Genomic DNA, 16,980 nt, shown 5'->3' with positions numbered 1-16,980 from the left:
CAGATAAATCGTGGTGCCGGATTTTGGGGCTGCTCCGCAGCCCAGCGCGGGGCAAGCCCGCTCACTACAGGAAGCGCGCTCTCTACATTAGCGCCTTGGCCGCCGCCAATAAACCCTGGAACTTGCGATAACGCGCCGCCAGCACGCCTTGTTGCGTGGTATCCGGCACGTACCGTGCCTTCACCGGCATTCCCGCCTGCACCAGCGCATCCCCTTGGCCAATCGCCAAAAAACCCAGCTTCGCCGCGCCAATACACGCGCTCAACTCACTGCCGTGCAGGGTGAAGATTTGCCGCTGCAGGATATTCGCCAGCAACTGCGCCCAGTAGGCACTGCGCGCGCCACCGCCCACCAACGCGCACGCGCCCACGTCGGCACCGGCTGATTGCACGGCGTGCAGCGCGTCCAGCAGGCCGAACCCCACGCCTTCCATCACGGCATAACCCAACATCGCCGGTGTGCAGTCATGGCCCAAGCCCATGAAGCCACCGCGCAGCAGCGGATCGTTATGCGGTGTGCGTTCGCCGGCCAGGTACGGCAGGAACAAGGGCGCGCTCAGCGGCACAGCCTGCCCGATCGGCCATTGCGCCTGGACCTGGTCCAGCAATGTCTGCTCGTCCACGCTGCCCGTCAGCCGCGTGACCCAGCGCAGGCAACTGGCGCCGGCCAGCATGGCGCCCATGGTGTACCAACGATCGGGCAATGCATGGCAGAAGCTGTGCACCGCACTCGCCGGGTTGCCGGCGGCATGGTCGGTGATGGCGACAATGGCCGCGCTGGTGCCCAGGGTAATAAACCCGTCCCCTGCATTGATTGCACCGATACCGACAGCCGCCACCGGGTTGTCGCCACCGCCACCGGCAATCACGACCGAAGACGACAAGCCCAGCCCGTCCACCGTCAACACTGCACTCGCGGAGCCGCCTTCGACCAGCCGGGGCATCTGCTCCGGCGTCAGGCCCGTCGCCTGCAGCATCGGCGCGAACCATTCACGCTGCGCCACATCCAGCCACAACGTACCGGCCGCATCGGACATCTCGCTGATGCGCTCGCCACTCAGGCGCAAGCGCAGGTAATCCTTGGGTGACAGCACGCAGTCGATGGCCTTGAACACCTGCGGCTCATGCCGTTGCAGCCACAGCAACTTCGGCGCGGTCAACCCGGCCATGGGCAGGCTGCCGGTGATGTCGGCAAACCCGGAACCCAACTGCTCAGCCTCGGCGATGGCGCGGGAGTCGTCCCACAGGATCGCCGGGTACAACACGCGATTGTCCGCACCCAGCAACACCGCACCGTGCATCTGCCCGGACAGGCCGATACAGGCCACACGGGCAAACGCCTCATGCCGGCGCAACTCAGCAAGCGCCTGCAAGCACGCCTGCCACCAGTCTTGCGGTGCCTGTTCGGACCAGCCGCTGTGACGCCGCGACACGCTCAGGCGCACGCCCGCATGGGCCAGCACTGTGCCGTCGAGGTCCATGAGGATGGCCTTGAGTTCCGAGGTGCCGAGGTCGATGCCGAGGGAAACAGGACTGCTCATACGCGGGTCATTCCAATCCAATACAGCCACATGAATTACGCACTTGCAGGGTCGGCGTCAGGCGCACGCTCTGGGGCGGCGCACCGGGCGAAGCCATGCGTTGCAACAACAGGTTCACAGCCTGGGCGCCGAGTGCCTGGACCGGCTGCGCGATCAGGGTCAGGCGCGGCACGAAAAAATCCGCCCAGTCGAAATCATCAAACCCCACCAGCGCCATCTGCGCCGGCACCTCGACCTGCGCGTCGCGCAGTGCATGCATGGCGCCGAGCGTCATCAGGTTATTGCCCGCCATGATCGCCGTGGGCCGCGCCGCCAACGCCAGCAACTGCCGCGTAGCAACGTGCGCCGGCTCGCTGCTGGAGCCGCCATTGACCAGCAACTGCGGGTCAAACACCAGGCCCGCCGCCTCTAGCGCCGCACGGTAACCGGCGACACGCTCATCGGTAGTCCCCAGCCCTGCGCGCCCGGCGATAAAGCCGATGCGCCGGTGCCCATGTTCAATCAGGTGCGTGACCAGGGCCTGGGTGGACTGGATGTTTTCCACCCCGACCTGATCGAATTGCTCGCTCACCATGCGGTCCACCAGCACCGTGGGCATCTCGTTGGCCTGTAGATACTCCAGCGCCCTGGAGCCAGTGGACGGCGCCAGCAATATCCCGTCCACCCGCCGATGATGCAACGCGGTCACCACCCGCAGCTCCTGCTCCGGGTCGTCGTGGGTGTCGACAAACAGCATCATGTAGCCGTGCTTGGCGCACTCGGTCTCTATCGCGTGCACGGTTTCGCTGAAGTAATGGTTGGACAGCGCCGAAATCGCCACGCCAATCGTGCTGGTGCTCGAGCGGGCCAGCGAGCGCGCCAGGGTGTTGGGGATGTAGCCCAACGCCTGGATCGCCTGCTGTACCGCCAGCACCGTCGCCGGGCTGACCTTGCGGGTGCCGTTCAACACGTGGGACACCGTCGACGTCGACACCCCCGCCCGGCTTGCCACGTCATCCATGGTGACCACGACGCTTTCCCCTTCAGTGAATCAATGTTGACTCGACCAACCGCTGTACGTAGCGACGTTGTCACGGGTGATCAGTTTTGGCGTGAGCAGGGTAACCGCTTCGGCCGGGGCTTTGTCGTTGAGAATGTCATTGCCGACATTCACCGCAGTCTGCGCCATGGCCCACGGGTCCTGGCTGGACGATGCCTGGATCTGCGATTCGCTCTTCAGCGCATTCTCGATATCCGGCGCACCGTCCACCGAAGTGATGATGATGCCGCTGCGCTTGAGCTGCTTGGCCGCCAGGTCGCTGCCGATGGCTTGCGGGTCGTTGATCGCGAACAGGCCGTCGATTTTCGGGAAGCGCGTCAGGTAACCCTGCATCACGTTCAGGCCGCCTTCGCGGGAGCCTTTGCCGTCCTGGTCATCGGACAGCACCTTGATATCCGGCGCGGCGGCCAGCGCCGTCTTGCAGCCTTTGACGCGGTCGGTCACGGCGGTGACTTGCGGGCCGTTCTGGATGATCACATTGCCCTTGCCGGAGAGCTTGTCCACCAGGTACTGGCACGCCAGCTTGCCGGCTTCGACGTTGTCGGTCTGCACCGTGGCGTTGACACCCTTGGCGTCCACGTCGACGGCCACCACGACGATGCCGGCGTCACGCGCTTTCTTGATCGCCGAGGCCATTGCAGACGGGTCGACGGCGTTGATCAGGATCAGGTCGACCTTGGACGAGATGAAGTTATCGATCTGCGAGAACTGCTTGCTCAGGTCATAGTCGGCCGACACCGACGTGACCTTGATGCTGGGATTCAACTCCTTGGCGCGGGCGCTCGCGCCATCGGCCAGCGTCACGAAATACGGGTTGCCCAGCGAGCCCATGCTGATGCCGAGCGCCTTCAACTCGCGGGCTTCGACGACGTGGGACATCAGCGCAGCCAAGGCAATGACGGGAAACATGCGTTTTAGGTTCATGCGGGTCTCTCTTGTGATTGTTGTAGGAGTGAAATCAGGTCCGCGCGCCGGACTGGCGATAACGATCCAGCGCCACCGCGCCAATGATCACGATGCCCTTGATGATGTACTGCCAGATATCCGAGACGCCCAACAGCACCAGGCCGTTGGTGAGCACCGCGATGATCAGTGCACCGATCAGCGTGCCGCCGATGGTGCCGACACCACCGGTAAAGCTGGTGCCGCCGAGGATCACGGCGGCAATTGCATCCAGTTCATAGGACTGCCCCAGTTGCAGGCCATTCGCAGCAAACAGGCGCGACGCGCTCATCACGGCGCCCAACCCGGCCAGCGCACCGGACATGGCGTAGACAAACAGCAGCACCTTCCACACCTTGATCCCCGACAGCCGCGCCGCTTCCGGGTTGCCACCCACCGAATAGATCTGCACGCCCATCACCGTGCGGCGCAGGATGAACCACGACAGCGCCACCACCGCCACGGCGATCACCACCAGCCAGGGCACGCCAAGGATCGAGTCATTGCCGATAAACGCAAACGGCAGGTCCGGGTTGAACACCGTCTTGTCGTCCGCCAGCAACCGCGCCAGGCCGCGCATGGCTGTCAGCGCACCGAGGGTGACAATAAACGGCGGCAGGCGCATAAAGGCGATCAACCCGCCATTGACCAACCCCAGCAACAAGCCAAAGCCGATACCGGCGGCAATCCCGAACATGCCGAATTGCGGCGACATCGAGGCCTGCAGCGCCACCACCGCCGAGGCCGCCAGGATCGCGCCCACCGACAGGTCGATCCCCGCCGTGAGGATCACAAAGGTCATGCCCGCCGCCAGCACCACGTTCACCGAGGCCTGCTGGGTGATGATCGACAGGTTCTGCACCGTCAGGAAGTTCTCGCTGGCCAGGGCAAAGCCCACCAGCAGCAGGATCAGCACCGGCAACATGCCCACCGTGCGCATCAACTCGCGTGCGCGTTCAGCCTTACCTGTCGTTGCGATATTCAACTCAGCCATGGGCAACCACCTGATCGCCACCGGTGGCGAGGTCAATAATGCGTTCCTGGGAAATAACCTGGCCCGATGCACCGCCGACTTCCGCCACCAACTGGCCTTCGCGCATGATCAGCACGCGGTCGCAGGTGCCGATGATTTCCGGCAGTTCGCTGGAGATCACCACGATGCCGACGCCGGCCTGGGCCAGTTGATTGATGATGCGGTAGATCTCGGACTTGGAGCCGATGTCCACGCCACGTGTGGGCTCGTCGAGGATAAGCACATGTGGCTTGACCTCCAGCAGGCGCGCCAGCAGCACCTTCTGCTGGTTGCCACCGGACAAGGCGCCGACATTGACCTTGCCCGAGGCCACGCGAATCGACAGCGACTTGATCGCATCGGTGGCGCGCTGCGCGGCATGGGCGCGATCGAGCACCCCGCCGGCATGGGCATCCGGCACGCAGGCGCAAACATTGATGTTGTCCGCCACGCTCATGTCCAGGAACAGGCCCTGGGCCTTGCGGTCCTCGGTGAGGTAAACGACGCCGGCGCGAATCGCATCCGCCGGGGTGCGCAGTTGGGTGACGTGCTTGCCGACCACCTCCAGGGTGCCCGAGGTGCGTGGGTCGGCGGCAAAGATCAGGCGTGCCAGCTCGGTGCGCCCTGCCCCGACCAGGCCGGCAATGCCCAGCACTTCACCGGCATGCAGGTCGAAACTGCAATGACGCACGCGCTTGCCGTCGGCCATGTCGCGCACCCGCATCACCACGTTGCCGGGGTTATACGCGGCGTGTTCCTTCTTATAGAAACCCGACAGGTCGCGGCCCACCATCATTTTCACCAGCACGTCGGCCGACAGCGCCTCGCGGGTCAGTTCGCCAATGTACTGGCCGTCGCGCAGCACCGAAACGCGGTCCGACAGTTCATAGATCTCGGCCATGCGATGGCTGATATAGATGATCGCCAAGCCTTGGCTGCGCAGCTGTTTGATCAGCGCGAACAGGCGGTCGGTCTCGCGGGATGACAAGGGCGTGGTGGGTTCGTCCATCACCAGGATCTTGGCGTGGGCATGCAGGGCGCGGGCGATTTCCACCAGTTGGCGTTCGGCAATCGACAGGCTGTTGACCCGCGTTGCCGGGGTGAACTCGGCGCCGAGGCGTTGCAGCACTGCGATGCAACCGGCCTCCATGCCCTTGCGGTCGATGGTCCAGCCGCGCCGCAGTTCGCGGCCCAGGTAAATGTTCTCGGCCACGCTCAGGTTGGGGCACAGGCTCAACTCTTGGTAGATCACGGCGATGCCGAGGGCTTTGGCGGTGGCGGGATCGAACGTGGGGATAAGCTGGCCGCCGATACGGATTTCACCGCCGGGGTCGGCTTGATAGGCGCCGGAGAGGATCTTCATCAGCGTCGATTTGCCGGCGCCGTTCTCGCCCATCAAGGCGTGGATTTCGCCGGGGTAGACCTTCAGGCCGACAGTCTTGAGCACGCGCAAACCGTTGAAGGTTTTGCTGATGCCCTGCATCTCAAGCAAGGGTTCAAGGCTCATGAATGAGCTCCTGGAATTATTATTTTTGTCGTCGAGTGGCCCGACTCTAATGCAGTTACATTTCCTTACGCAAGCGCTTGCGTTGACCCTTTATCGATAGATGAAACGTTTCATCCAGCGTAAATCCGAAAAACGCTGGTTTGCGCCCGAAGATATCCATTCGGAGGGAAATAACCCCTGCCCCGCCATCAAAACGCCACAATCTCTGCTATCGTCCAAGGACATCATCTCCTCCTCGTCGCTGCCCAGCGATCTTCTGTGAGCATGCTCTGCGCCATCGTTTTTTGACGGTGGCGGGCCTGAATCTCACGGAACGCCCAAGCGATGGACACACCGTTACCCGAACTGCAATCGCGTGCCGAAAAGATCGTCGAGTTCAAACGGCAGAAAACCCTGCTCAAGACCGGCGCCTTGCAAGATGCGATCTTCAACAGCGCTTACTTCTCCAGCATCGCCACCGACGAGAAAGGCGTGATCCAGATCTTCAACGTCGGCGCCGAGCGCATGCTCGGCTATGCCGCCGCCGACGTGGTCAACCGCATCACCCCCGCCGATATCTCCGACCCGGTCGAGCTGATCACCCGTGCCGCCGCCCTCAGCCTGGAACTGGACACGCCGATCACGCCGGGCTTCGAAGCGCTGGTGTTCAAGGCCTCCCGCGGCATCGAAGACATCTACGAGCTGACCTATATCCGCAAGGATGGCAGTCGCCTGTCGGCCATGGTCTCGGTAACCGCCCTGCGCAACCGGCATGACACCATCATCGGCTACCTGCTGATCGGCACCGACAACACCGCGCGCAAGCAGGAGGAAGCCGAGCGCAAAGGCTTCGAGCGGGCGTTGGAAGAAAAGAACCTGGAGCTGGAACACGCCAGCCACATGAAGTCCGAATTCCTCGCGACCATGTCCCATGAACTGCGCACACCGTTGAATGCGGTGATCGGTTTTTCCGAGGCGCTCAAGGATGGGCTGGTCGGCGACATGAGTGACACCCAGCGTGAATACATCGGCGACATTTTCACCAGCGGCCAGCACTTGCTGTCGCTGATCAACGACATCCTCGACCTGTCCAAGGTGGAGGCCGGGATGATGGAGCTGGAGCTGGAAGCGGTTGAACTGGCGGGGTTATTGGCCAACAGCCTGCTGATCGTGCGCGAAAAGGCCGCGCTGCAACGCATCCAGTTGAAGCTGGAAAGCCCCGAGGACCTCGGCTGCCTGGCGCTGGACCTGCGCAAGACCAAACAGATCGTCTACAACCTGCTGGCCAATGCCGTAAAGTTCAGCGAACACGCAGGCTCAGTGACACTGACCGTGCGCCAGGTCGCTCGCAAGCAGGTCGGGCAGATTCCAGGCGACTGGCCGGTGTACCGCTTCGCCTTGCCCGCCAGCCCCCATCAACAGTTCCTCGAATTGAGTGTCAGCGACACCGGTATCGGCATCGCCGAGGACGACATGGGCAAGCTGTTCAAGGCGTTCAGCCAGATCGACAGCAGCCTGGCGCGCAAATTCGAAGGCACCGGCCTGGGGCTGGCGATGGTCAAGCGCCTGACCGACCTGCATGGCGGCAGCGTCGCCGTGGCCAGCCGCGAAGGTTGCGGCGCACGGTTTGTCGCCTGGCTGCCATTGCACCGTGCCCCGGAGGCCGCATGGCCGCCATCCTGATCGTTGAAGACAATGAAGCCAACATGCGCCTGGCGCGCTTGCTGCTGGTGAATGCCGGCCACAGCGTACTGTGGGCGCCCGACGCCGAAACCGGCCTGACCCTGGCTCGCGAGCAGCAACCGGCGCTGATCCTGATGGACATCCAGTTGCCGGGCATGGACGGCCTCGCCGCCACCGCGCTGCTCAAGCGTGACCCGCTCACCGCACACATCCCGGTGATCGCCCTGACGGCCATGGCGATGAAGGAAGACCGCGAAAAGACCCGGCTGGCCGGCTGCGATGCCTACATCATCAAGCCGCTGCGCTACAAAGAGCTGTACCAGGTGATCGACACCTTGCTGCAACAGCACATCAGCCCTCTTATATGAGTCCTCTCCATGGCCAGCCAACCCGCAACGCTGTTGATCGTTGATGATGAACCCCAGGTGCGAAAGCTCCTGGAAACCCTGTTGCAGCACGAGGGCTACCAGACCCTGAGTGCGGGCAGCGGCGAAGAAGCCTTGCAGTTGGTGGCGCGTCAGCCACCCGACCTGATCCTGCTGGATATCATGATGCCGGGCATGGACGGCTACGAGGTCGCCACCCAGTTGAAGGGTGATGAAACCACCGCGGGCATTCCGATCATCATGCTCTCGGCCCTCAGTGAGCCGAGCGCCAGGGTCAGTGGGCTGGAGTCGGGTGCCGAGGAGTTCATCAGCAAGCCGATAGAGCGTGTCGAACTGTGGCTGCGGGTGCGCAACCTGTTGCGGCTCAAGGTGCGCGGTGACCTGGTGAACAAGTCGCGTGAACTGTCGCTACGGCAAACCGGCATGAACGTGCATGACCTGGCCCGCCAGGACCTGGAGCATGCCTTGCGACTGGCGGTTGAGCGCCACGAATTCATGGTGCATTACCAGCCCAAGGTCGAGGTTGCCAGCGGCCGCCTGTGCGCCCTCGAAGCGTTGCTGCGCTGGGAACGTCCGGACTACGGCGCGGTATCCCCAGCCGTGTTTGTGCCGATACTGGAAAGCCTGGGGTTGATCGTGCCCGTGGGGCGCTGGGTGATCGAACAGGTTTGCCAACAGATTGCCGAGTGGCAACGCGGTGCCATTGGCTCGGTGGAGGTATCGGTGAACGTCTCCGGCCATCAACTGATCGAGGGCGACCTGATTGCCGACATCGCACGCATCCTTGCACAGACCGGGGTCGAGCCCTATTGGCTGGAAGTGGAACTGACCGAAGGCTCGCTGATGGAAAACACCCAGCACACCATCGCCAGCCTGCAGCGCCTGCACGCCATGGGCGTGAAAATCTCCATCGATGACTTCGGCACCGGCTATTCGAGCCTGGCGTACCTGCGGCGCTTTCCCATTGATACGTTGAAGATCGACATCGCGTTTATCCGCGAAGTGACCAGCAACCCACAGGATGCGGCGATCACCCGCACCATCATTGAACTGGCCCACAGCCTCAACCTGCGGGTGGTGGCCGAAGGCGTGGAAACCCAGGCGCAACTGGCGTTTCTCAAAGAAGCCGGCTGTGACCAGATCCAGGGCTATCTGTTCAGCCGACCGCTGCCGGTGGAAACCTTGGAGCGCTTGTTGCTGGAGCGTCTAGAGCGTGCGTGAAATCTCCACGCTCAAGCATTCGATCAACCCTCGGTGGGTCGCACTCAGCCGCTCTGCACCGCTGACCAGCGCCAGTTCCGAGGGCGGTACCGGCGGCAGCTCCGTGCAGATCCGATGGCTTGGCAGTACGGCGCTTTTCGGCAAGATGCTGATGCCCAGGCCCGACGTCACCGCCGCCTGGATGCCGGTCAGGCTGTGGCTGCCGAACGCCACGCGCCAACTGCGCCGGGCCTTGTCCAGGGTGCGGATGGCGCGCTGGCGGTAGATGCAGCCTTGGGGAAACAGCGCCAGGGGCAAGGTCTCGGCCTGCAGGTCCTGGCCCTGGCCGCACACCCACACCAACGGCTCCGGCCAACTGGCATGGCATTCGCCGCTGCCGGCCTCACGCTTGACCAGGGCAATATCGATTTCACCACTTTCCAGTTGCCGGCGCAGGTCGGTGCTCATGCCGCTGACTGTCTCCAGGCGCGCTTCGGGGCGGGCACGGACAAAGCCGGAAAGCATCGAGGCCATGCGCGTTGCGTCAAAATCTTCGGGCACGCCCAGGCGCACCGGCACCACACTGGCCTCGGTGTTCAAGGCATCGCGGGCCTCCCGCGACAAGCTCAACAAGCGCCGGGCGTATTGGGTCAGCACCTCGCCGTGTTCGGTGGCGCTGACTTGCTGGCCTGAGCGGTCGCGTACCAACAGCACCTGCCCCACGCTTTCTTCAAGCTTGCGAATCTGTTGGCTCACCGTGGATTGGGTGCGGTGTACGCGCTCGGCGGCGCGGGTGAAGCTGCCTTCATCCACCACGCAGACCAGGGTGTGCAGGAGTTCGAGATCAAACATGGTGGCCACCCGCTTATCGATAATTCAACTGTTATGCAGAGGTTAATTTAATTTCCAACTGACTGCCAGGTTTCCTATGCTGCAGCGGTCGCCCATTCTTCGCTAAAGGTGCCCCATGTCGCTCGACCACTCCCCTCGCCCCCTGTGGCTGACCTTTGATTGCTACGGCACCCTGATCCAATGGGATGAGGGCCTGCGTGCCGCCGTTGACCGGATCCTCGACGAAAAAGGCGAGCATCAGGTCGACGGCGAAACCCTGATCAGCGTCTACGACCACCACGAACACGCCCTGGAGCAAACCCCACCGCACCGCAGCTTTCGCACCCTCGCGGGCCTGGGCTTGCAGCTCGCCCTGAAAGAGCTGGGTCTGCCGACCAATGAGCACGACGGCGCGATCCTGACCGACAGCATCAGTGCCATGCCACCGTTTCCGGAAGTGGTAGCGACCCTCAAGCAGCTCAAGGATCAGGGTTACAAACTGTGCATCGTCTCCAACACCGACGATGACGTGATCGCCGGCAACGTGGCGCAATTGGGTGGTCATATCGACCGGGTCATTACCGCCCAGCAGGCGGGAGCCTACAAGCCCAATCGTCGCCTGTTCGACTATGCTCACGAGCAACTCGGCGTGAGCCTCGACCAGGTGGTGCATATCTGTGCCAGCCCGCATCTGGACCATGCCGCGGCACGGGATATCGGTTTCCGTTGTGTGTGGATCGACCGTGGCACCGGCCGTCAGTTGCTGGCCGATTACACCCCGGACGCCATCCTGCGAACCCTCGACGGCGTGCCCGAACTGTTCAAATCCCTGGGGTGGTGAACCATGGCCCATACCTTTACGCCCTCTTCCCTGGGCCCGCGCGCCGGGCGCTTGAACCTCGACAGCCTCGCGGCCATCGAGGCGCGGATGGAACTCGCCGCGTGCCTGCAACTGGCGGCGCTGCATGGCATGGAAGAAGGCATCTGCAATCACTTTTCGGCGACGGTGCCGGGGCATGACGACTTGTTTTTCGTCAACCCGTTCGGCTACGCCTTCGAGGAGATCACCGCCTCCCATCTGTTGGTGTGCGACTTCGCCGGCAATGTGATCGACGGCGATGGCACGCCAGAAGCCACCGCGTTTTATATCCATGCCCAGTTGCATCAGTGCCAGCCCCGCATCAAGGCCGCCTTCCATACCCATATGCCCAACGCCACCGCGCTGTGCCTGCTGCAAGGCCCGCCCTTGCTGTGGCTGGGGCAGACGGCGTTGAAGTTCTATGGGCGCACGGCGGTGGATGACGCGTACAACGGCCTGGCCCTGGATAACCGCGAAGGCCAGCGTATTGCGGCGGCGTTGGGTGATGCCGATATTCTGTTCTTGAAGAACCATGGGGTGATGGTGGCTGCGCCGAACATTGCCGAGGCCTGGGACGATTTGTACTACCTGGAACGCGCGGCCGAGGTGCAGTTGAAGGCCATGGCCAGTGGGCAGCCGCTCAAGCCGATCGAGCCGGCGGTGGCGCAGTTGGCGTATGAGCAGATGCGTGAGGGTGACCCGGCGAGTGCGCGGGCGCATTTGGATAGCGCGATGCGGCGGCTGAGAGGGTCGGGATCGCGCTTTGATCAGTGACCTGGTGACCTGAGCACCTATCCATATCCCTGCCGAATGCCGGCCAGCGTGTTTGACGGGGCGCCTAAGATCAAGCGCAGATATCTGCAGGCGCTGGCTTGCCGGCGATGGCATCGACTCGGTCTGCCTGATGTACCGAGGTGTCTGCATCGCTGGCAAGCCTGCGCCTACAGCGATTGGTTATTGCGCGTTGGCCTTGGCCGCATCGTTGATGATCGCCACCACCCGCGCCGGGTTCGACACCATCACCACGTGCGACGCACCTTTCACGTCCACGGTTTCCTTCGAGCCTGCGCGGTCGGCCATGAATTTAAGCGCGGCCTCGGGAATATTTTTGTCCGCTGAACCGTATATGAAGTAGGACGGCACGCTTTTCCAGGCGGGGTCGCCCGACGGTTCCTTCAGCGCAGCTTCGGTGATCGGGCGTTGGCCGGCCGCCATCAACTGGGCGTCCTTGGGTGCGACGTCGGCGGCGAACTGGGCGCCGAATTTGTCTTGCTGGATATACAGGTCGGTCACGCCGTCCTTGGACACCACGGGTTTGTCCAGGGTCGGGCCCAGGGTGCCGCCTGGGTAGCGGCCGGACAGTTCAAACGCAGTCTCGCCTTTTTCCGGGGCGAAGGCGGCCACGTAGACCAGCGCCTTGACCTTGTTGCTGCCATGCACGGCGTTGGAGATCACAGAGCCACCGTAGGAGTGACCGACCAGGATCACCGGGCCCGGGGTGTGTTCGACGATGTCGGCCACGTAGTCCGAGTCGGTCTTGACGCTGCGCAGCGGGTTGGCGACGGCGACCACTGGGTAGCCTTCGGCCTTGAGTCCGGCGATCACGCCGTTCCAGCTGGAGGCGTCGGCGAAGGCGCCGTGCACCAGCACTACCGTGGCTTTCTGCGGGGCGGCGAAGCTGGCGGTGGCGGCACCGAGGGCGAGTGCGCCGGTGATCAGGGCGGCGGCGACGCGGGAGAACTTGAAGGTTTTCATGGACGTTTGCTCCGTTAGGGTTGGCGCTCAAGGCGTTGAACGTGAGGCCATGATGCCGAAGCGTGTTTTACAAATGGAGGCTAATAGTCGACGATATGGCGCAGATCGTCTAAACAGATCGCTTATTCAATCTCAGGTGATTCATGGATCGTTTGTCCACACTGCTGGTGCACTTCGGCATCGGTGCCGAAACCTTTCACAGCGGGCTGCTGCACGGTGCGCTCGACACCCGCGACTTGCAGCAGCGCGGCCGCGTGTACCTGATCAAAGAGGGCCAGGCGAGCCTGGAAATGCCCGGCGGGATCCTGCGCATTCCCGAGCCCAGCCTGGTGCTGGTGCCGCGCCCCCTGCCCCATCGGCTGTTGGCGTCAAAGGCCGACCGGGCGCAAGTGGTGGCGGCATCCCTGCGGTTTGATGGGGGCCTGGATAACCCGCTGTCGGTGGCGCTGACCGACACCATAGTGATGCCACTCGAGCAGATCCCGATGATCGCCGGCACGCTCGACTGGCTGTTCAGCGAAGCCTTTGCCGAACACTGTGGCCGCGAGGCGGTGATGAACCGTTTGTTCGAGCTGATGGTGATCCAGTTCCTGCGCCACATGATGGCCTACCACAGCATGACCACCGGCATGATGTCAGGGCTCGCCGACCTGCGCCTGGCGCGGGCCATGACCCTGCTGCACAACCACCCCGAACGCCCGTGGACCGTGCAGGAAATGGCGGTGGAGTCGAACATGTCCCGTGCCAGTTTTGCCGCGCACTTCCATAAAGTGGTCGGCCAGACACCGGCCGACTATGTGCTGAGTTGGCGCGTGAGCCTGGCGCAGAAGCGCCTGCGTGAAGGCCGGCCCATCGCCCTGATTGCCGATGAAGTGGGCTACGAAAGCCCTTCGGCGCTGGCCCGCGCCTTTCGGCGCAAGATCGGCACCAGCCCGCGTGAATGGCTGCAACTGCAGGCGCCGCTACGGGTCGAGCACGCCGCCGCTGTAGCTGTCGGATAAGCGCGTGCCGGTGAACTTGGCGACCACCGAGCCCTGGGCCACCAGGCGTTCGCGGTGGCCGGTGACCATGCGCCCGGTCTGAGCGGCATGGAGTGGCACTTCCGAGGTGGGGTCGCCGGGCCGGCCGATGATGCGTGCGAAACGCTGGCCTTCTTCGACGTAATCACCCAAGCCTTTCTCGAACACCAGCACCCCGGCGCAGGGCGCAAGGAGGGTTTCCATGCAGCCCATGTCGACCACGTCGCCTGGCCACTCGGCGATGCTCGCCACCTCGTCGATCACACCGTTGACGCACAACCAGGCCCACAAGCCATCGGCGTCCTGCTGCGCCAAGGCGTCGCTGACATCTGCCTGCCCGCGCAGCTCAACGGTGGCGGCCAATTGCGGCGATGCGTGGTTGATGATGGTTTCTTCAAAGGAGCCATCGCCGCCCTCATCCCAGACAATCACCAGGTCCACCTGCAACGCCGCGGCCAGCGCCAGCCCTCGGTCAGGCCAGAAGCTGCGGTGAATGTAGAGGTACGGCAACGCCTCGTCATCGGTGTGCAGGTCCAGCACCAGGTCGGCCTCGGCAGCCAGTTGCACCAGGCGTTTCTGCCAGTGCGCCAGGTTGCTTGCAGGACGCTCCATGGCCAGGGAATGGTCGAAGGCACGGTTGAAATTCTGCCCGGTGGCTTCATGGAAACGCCCGAGCAAACGGCCCTGGCGGAACTGGCCGATGCCGAACGGGTTGGCCTGGGGCACCACGGTGACGCTGCCCTTCAGGCGGCCCTGGTCCTGACACGCTTGCAAGCGCGGCAATAACTGATGCAGCACCAGCATGCCGGCGATTTCATCCGCATGCACACCCGCTTGCAGGTGCACCCTGGGCCCGCTGCCGTCGCCGTCGAAACGCCAGGCGCCGATGTTCAGCGCGTTACCGGCGTCGCCGGTTTCCTGCCACGAAAGGTCTTTTGCCATGCCTTGCCCTCCTCTGATCAATTAATCGGTAGAGATTGAACACATGTTCAACTAACCTGAACGCTGTGGTGTTTCATCAAAGGCCTGCCCATGACCATCGACCCTCCCAAACTGCGCCGTGCCGACCCCGACGAACGCCGGGACCTGCTGATTGCCGCCACCCTCACCTGCCTGGCCCGCGATGGGCACGCCGGGATTTCCGTGCGGCGCATCGCCTCCGAGGCCGGGGTGTCGGTGGGGTTGCTCAACCACCATTTCGGCACCATCGACGCACTGATCGCCGAGACCTACCACAAGCTGGCCAACGAGCTGACCACTGCCCTGTGGGAGCAGGTCGAGTTGGCAGACGGCGCTGCCGCGCGCCTGGACGCGTTCCTCACTGCCTCGTTCTCGCCCAGGGTCATGGACCCCGACCTGCTCGGCGTGTGGGTGGTGTTCTGGAGCCTGATCCGCCACTCGCCCCACGTGAACCAGTCCCACGAAAACAGCTACCACGCCTACCTGGCGTTGATCCAGCAATTGCTGGACGACCTGGCCCGCAGCGAACACCTGGTGATCCACGACAGCCACCTGGCCGCCATTGGCCTATCGGCGATGCTCGACGGACTCTGGCTCGAGGGCTGCCTCAACCCCGGTACCTTCAGCCCCGCCAACGGGCTGCACATCTGCCGCTGCTGGGTACAGGGGTTGCGTCACGGAGCATTCGGCGCCGACCACATCCTGTGACACCGGGTGCCGCGCACTGAGCATGGCCAGGGTGCCGCTGATGGCGATCAACACCGCGCCGACAATCAGCGAGCCATCCATCAGCGTGCCCCACACCAGGCTCGACAAGAGGAACGCCCAGATCAGCCCGGTGTATTCGAACGGCGCCAGCAACGTCGCCGTGGCGCGGCGGAAACTGGCAAACAGCAGGAACTGGCCGATACCGCCCACCAGGCCCGCTGCCAGCATGCCCAGCCACGCCGGGGTGGGCGATGGCGTATGGGTCCAGGGCAAGGTCACCGCCATGCACAGCACAAACACCACGTTGGTGATCAGCATCTGCTCCAGCACCGATGTGGTCGGGTCGACCTGGCGCAACTGGATGTAGGTAAACGCCCAGCACAAGGCGGCAGCCAGCGTCAGCGCGATGGGCAGCGGGTCCACCATATGACTGGGGCGACAGGCGATCACCACGCCGACAAAGCCGATGATCAGCGCGATCCACTGGCCGCGACTGGCGCGTTCCTTGAGGATCAGCGCCGCCAGCAGCGTGACCATGATCGGCGCGGAGAAATACAGCGTGGTCATTTCCGCCAGGCTCAGGTCCTTGGCAGCGGTGTAGTACAGCAACCAGGCCAGCAACGACAACAGCCCGCGAATGATCAGCAAGCGCCGGCTGGCCGAGGTCCATGCACGGCGCAACAACCCCAGGCGCCCGGCAATCACGCAGGCGCCAACCACCACCAGGCTGCGCCAGAACAGAATGGTGAACACCGAATAATCGGCCACCAGCCATTTGATCACCGCGTCCTGCAACGCCAGGAATGCGTAGGCCAGGGCGCACAAGGCAATCCCTTGCAGCGAGCGGTCCTGTTTCATCCGGCCGACCTGCGCAGGGGCGTGCCGCGCCACTCGGCAATCGCGTAGATGGCTTCGATCAGGAAGGTCAGGCACAGGTAGACACCCGCCACCAGCAGCAGTGGCTGGTAGATCTGCAGGGTCTGCGCGCGCACCACGTTGGCCGCGCCCAGCAGGTCGACCACGGCAATGGTCGAGGCCAGAGCGGTGGACTTGAGCAGCATCACCGTCTCCCCGGCCAGGGTCGGCAGCAACAAGCGCATCGCCCGTGGCAAGCGGACCCGCAGCAGCGACTGGCGTGGGGTCATGCCGAAAGCCGAGGCGGCTTCCATTTCACCCTTGGGCACGGCCAGCAGGCCACCGCGAATCACCTCGCCCACGTAGGCGCCGACCGACAGCACCAGGGCAAACACGATGTACCAGTAGCCATCGCGCAGGTACGGCCACAGGAAGCTGCTGCGGATCATCGGGAACTGCGCGAACAGGCTGCCCAGGCCATAGTAGAAAATGTAGATCTGGATCAGCAGCGGCGTACCGCGCAGCACGCTGGTGTACGCCAGCGCACTGCGCGCCAGCCATTTGCGCCGCGACAGCCGCGCCAGCGCCACCAGCACCGCCAGGGCAAACCCGAATACCGCCGAAATCACCAGCAGCGACAAGGTGGTCTGCAACCCCTTGGCGATCAGGCCGGCGTAATAGCTTATCCAATCAGGCATGAACCGC

General features: G+C 63.5%; 17 protein-coding genes and 1 pseudogene. 8 read left to right on the top strand and 10 right to left on the bottom strand.

Annotated elements, in window-relative coordinates; all coding sequences use genetic code 11:
* Window positions 1–82: 82 nt before the first annotated feature.
* The 5 genes from xylB to BM70_RS0103455 are packed head-to-tail and all read right to left on the bottom strand — an operon-like array spanning window position 83 to window position 6,040.
* A complete protein-coding gene (gene xylB, locus BM70_RS0103475; RefSeq protein ID WP_025854718.1) occupies window positions 83–1,540 on the bottom strand; it encodes a xylulokinase in 1,458 nt (485 codons plus the stop codon).
* A 7-nt stretch (window positions 1,541–1,547) separates the two neighbouring features.
* Window positions 1,548–2,549, bottom strand: coding sequence for a LacI family DNA-binding transcriptional regulator (locus BM70_RS0103470; protein WP_025854717.1), 1,002 nt, complete (start codon window positions 2,547–2,549; stop codon window positions 1,548–1,550).
* A 21-nt stretch (window positions 2,550–2,570) separates the two neighbouring features.
* The gene (locus tag BM70_RS0103465) at window positions 2,571–3,503 is read right to left on the bottom strand and encodes an ABC transporter substrate-binding protein (RefSeq protein WP_025854716.1); all 933 of its coding nucleotides are present in this window, start codon (window positions 3,501–3,503) and stop codon (window positions 2,571–2,573) included.
* A 34-nt stretch (window positions 3,504–3,537) separates the two neighbouring features.
* The gene (locus BM70_RS0103460; RefSeq protein ID WP_025854715.1) at window positions 3,538–4,515 is read right to left on the bottom strand and encodes a ribose ABC transporter permease; all 978 of its coding nucleotides are present in this window, start codon (window positions 4,513–4,515) and stop codon (window positions 3,538–3,540) included.
* A complete protein-coding gene (locus tag BM70_RS0103455) occupies window positions 4,508–6,040 on the bottom strand; it encodes a sugar ABC transporter ATP-binding protein (RefSeq protein WP_025854714.1) in 1,533 nt (510 codons plus the stop codon). Before BM70_RS0103455 ends, BM70_RS0103460 begins: the two co-directional genes overlap by 8 nt.
* A 100-nt stretch (window positions 6,041–6,140) precedes the next feature.
* Here BM70_RS0103455 and BM70_RS33280 point away from each other — a divergent pair, with 100 nt between their 5' ends.
* The 4 genes from BM70_RS33280 to BM70_RS0103440 all read left to right on the top strand — a co-directional run bounded on the left by BM70_RS33280 (window position 6,141) and on the right by BM70_RS0103440 (window position 9,309).
* The gene (locus BM70_RS33280) at window positions 6,141–6,302 is read left to right on the top strand and encodes a hypothetical protein (protein ID WP_177326526.1); all 162 of its coding nucleotides are present in this window, start codon (window positions 6,141–6,143) and stop codon (window positions 6,300–6,302) included.
* Between the two features lie 62 nt (window positions 6,303–6,364).
* A complete protein-coding gene (locus BM70_RS0103450; RefSeq protein ID WP_025854713.1) occupies window positions 6,365–7,702 on the top strand; it encodes a HAMP domain-containing sensor histidine kinase in 1,338 nt (445 codons plus the stop codon).
* Window positions 7,687–8,070: a response regulator gene (locus tag BM70_RS0103445; protein ID WP_025854712.1), complete on the top strand. Its 384-nt coding sequence runs from the start codon at window positions 7,687–7,689 to the stop codon at window positions 8,068–8,070. The genes BM70_RS0103450 and BM70_RS0103445 overlap by 16 nt, the downstream gene beginning before the upstream one ends.
* A 9-nt stretch (window positions 8,071–8,079) precedes the next feature.
* On the top strand, window positions 8,080–9,309 hold the full coding sequence (locus tag BM70_RS0103440) for an EAL domain-containing response regulator (RefSeq protein WP_025854711.1): 1,230 nt from the start codon (window positions 8,080–8,082) through the stop codon (window positions 9,307–9,309).
* On the opposite strand, the gene BM70_RS0103435 is transcribed toward BM70_RS0103440, so the two are convergent.
* Window positions 9,295–10,140 (bottom strand): LysR family transcriptional regulator, encoded by an 846-nt coding sequence (locus tag BM70_RS0103435; RefSeq protein ID WP_025854710.1) that lies wholly within the window; start codon window positions 10,138–10,140, stop codon window positions 9,295–9,297. The genes BM70_RS0103440 and BM70_RS0103435 overlap by 15 nt on opposite strands.
* 115 nt (window positions 10,141–10,255) lie before the next feature.
* On the opposite strand from BM70_RS0103435, the gene BM70_RS0103430 reads away from it, so the two are divergent.
* Together BM70_RS0103430 and BM70_RS0103425 are read left to right on the top strand one after the other, a co-directional pair.
* Complete coding sequence (locus BM70_RS0103430) at window positions 10,256–10,960, top strand: haloacid dehalogenase type II (RefSeq protein WP_025854709.1); 705 nt, start codon at window positions 10,256–10,258, stop codon at window positions 10,958–10,960.
* 3 nt (window positions 10,961–10,963) lie between these two features.
* Complete coding sequence (locus tag BM70_RS0103425; protein ID WP_025854708.1) at window positions 10,964–11,752, top strand: aldolase; 789 nt, start codon at window positions 10,964–10,966, stop codon at window positions 11,750–11,752.
* Window positions 11,753–11,932: 180 nt separating this feature from the next.
* On the opposite strand, the gene BM70_RS0103420 is transcribed toward BM70_RS0103425, so the two are convergent.
* Window positions 11,933–12,733, bottom strand: a complete 801-nt coding sequence (locus tag BM70_RS0103420; RefSeq protein WP_025854707.1) for an alpha/beta fold hydrolase — start codon at window positions 12,731–12,733, stop codon at window positions 11,933–11,935.
* Between the two features lie 143 nt (window positions 12,734–12,876).
* Here BM70_RS0103420 and BM70_RS0103415 point away from each other — a divergent pair, with 143 nt between their 5' ends.
* The gene (locus BM70_RS0103415; protein WP_025854706.1) at window positions 12,877–13,734 is read left to right on the top strand and encodes an AraC family transcriptional regulator; all 858 of its coding nucleotides are present in this window, start codon (window positions 12,877–12,879) and stop codon (window positions 13,732–13,734) included.
* Here BM70_RS0103415 and BM70_RS0103410 read toward each other — a convergent pair.
* Window positions 13,696–14,694 carry a succinylglutamate desuccinylase/aspartoacylase family protein gene (locus BM70_RS0103410; RefSeq protein WP_025854705.1) on the bottom strand — a complete coding sequence of 333 codons (999 nt, stop codon included), beginning with the start codon at window positions 14,692–14,694 and terminating at the stop codon, window positions 13,696–13,698. The genes BM70_RS0103415 and BM70_RS0103410 overlap by 39 nt on opposite strands.
* 90 nt (window positions 14,695–14,784) lie before the next feature.
* On the opposite strand from BM70_RS0103410, the pseudogene BM70_RS33530 reads away from it, so the two are divergent.
* Window positions 14,785–15,324, top strand: a pseudogene (locus BM70_RS33530) (TetR/AcrR family transcriptional regulator); the annotation flags it as partial.
* Here BM70_RS33530 and BM70_RS0103400 read toward each other — a convergent pair.
* Together BM70_RS0103400 and BM70_RS0103395 are read right to left on the bottom strand one after the other, a co-directional pair.
* The gene (locus BM70_RS0103400; RefSeq protein ID WP_025854703.1) at window positions 15,280–16,278 is read right to left on the bottom strand and encodes a DMT family transporter; all 999 of its coding nucleotides are present in this window, start codon (window positions 16,276–16,278) and stop codon (window positions 15,280–15,282) included. The pseudogene BM70_RS33530 and the gene BM70_RS0103400 sit on opposite strands and share 45 nt — an antisense overlap.
* Window positions 16,275–16,973, bottom strand: coding sequence for an ABC transporter permease (locus tag BM70_RS0103395; RefSeq protein ID WP_025854702.1), 699 nt, complete (start codon window positions 16,971–16,973; stop codon window positions 16,275–16,277). Before BM70_RS0103395 ends, BM70_RS0103400 begins: the two co-directional genes overlap by 4 nt.
* Between the last annotated feature and the right edge of the window lie 7 nt (window positions 16,974–16,980).

It is taken from the genome of Pseudomonas sp. CHM02 (assembly GCF_000612585.1).
GTDB lineage: Bacteria > Pseudomonadota > Gammaproteobacteria > Pseudomonadales > Pseudomonadaceae > Aquipseudomonas.
Note: the sequence above shows the minus strand (reverse complement) of the source record. Positions and strands in the feature narration are given on the sequence as shown.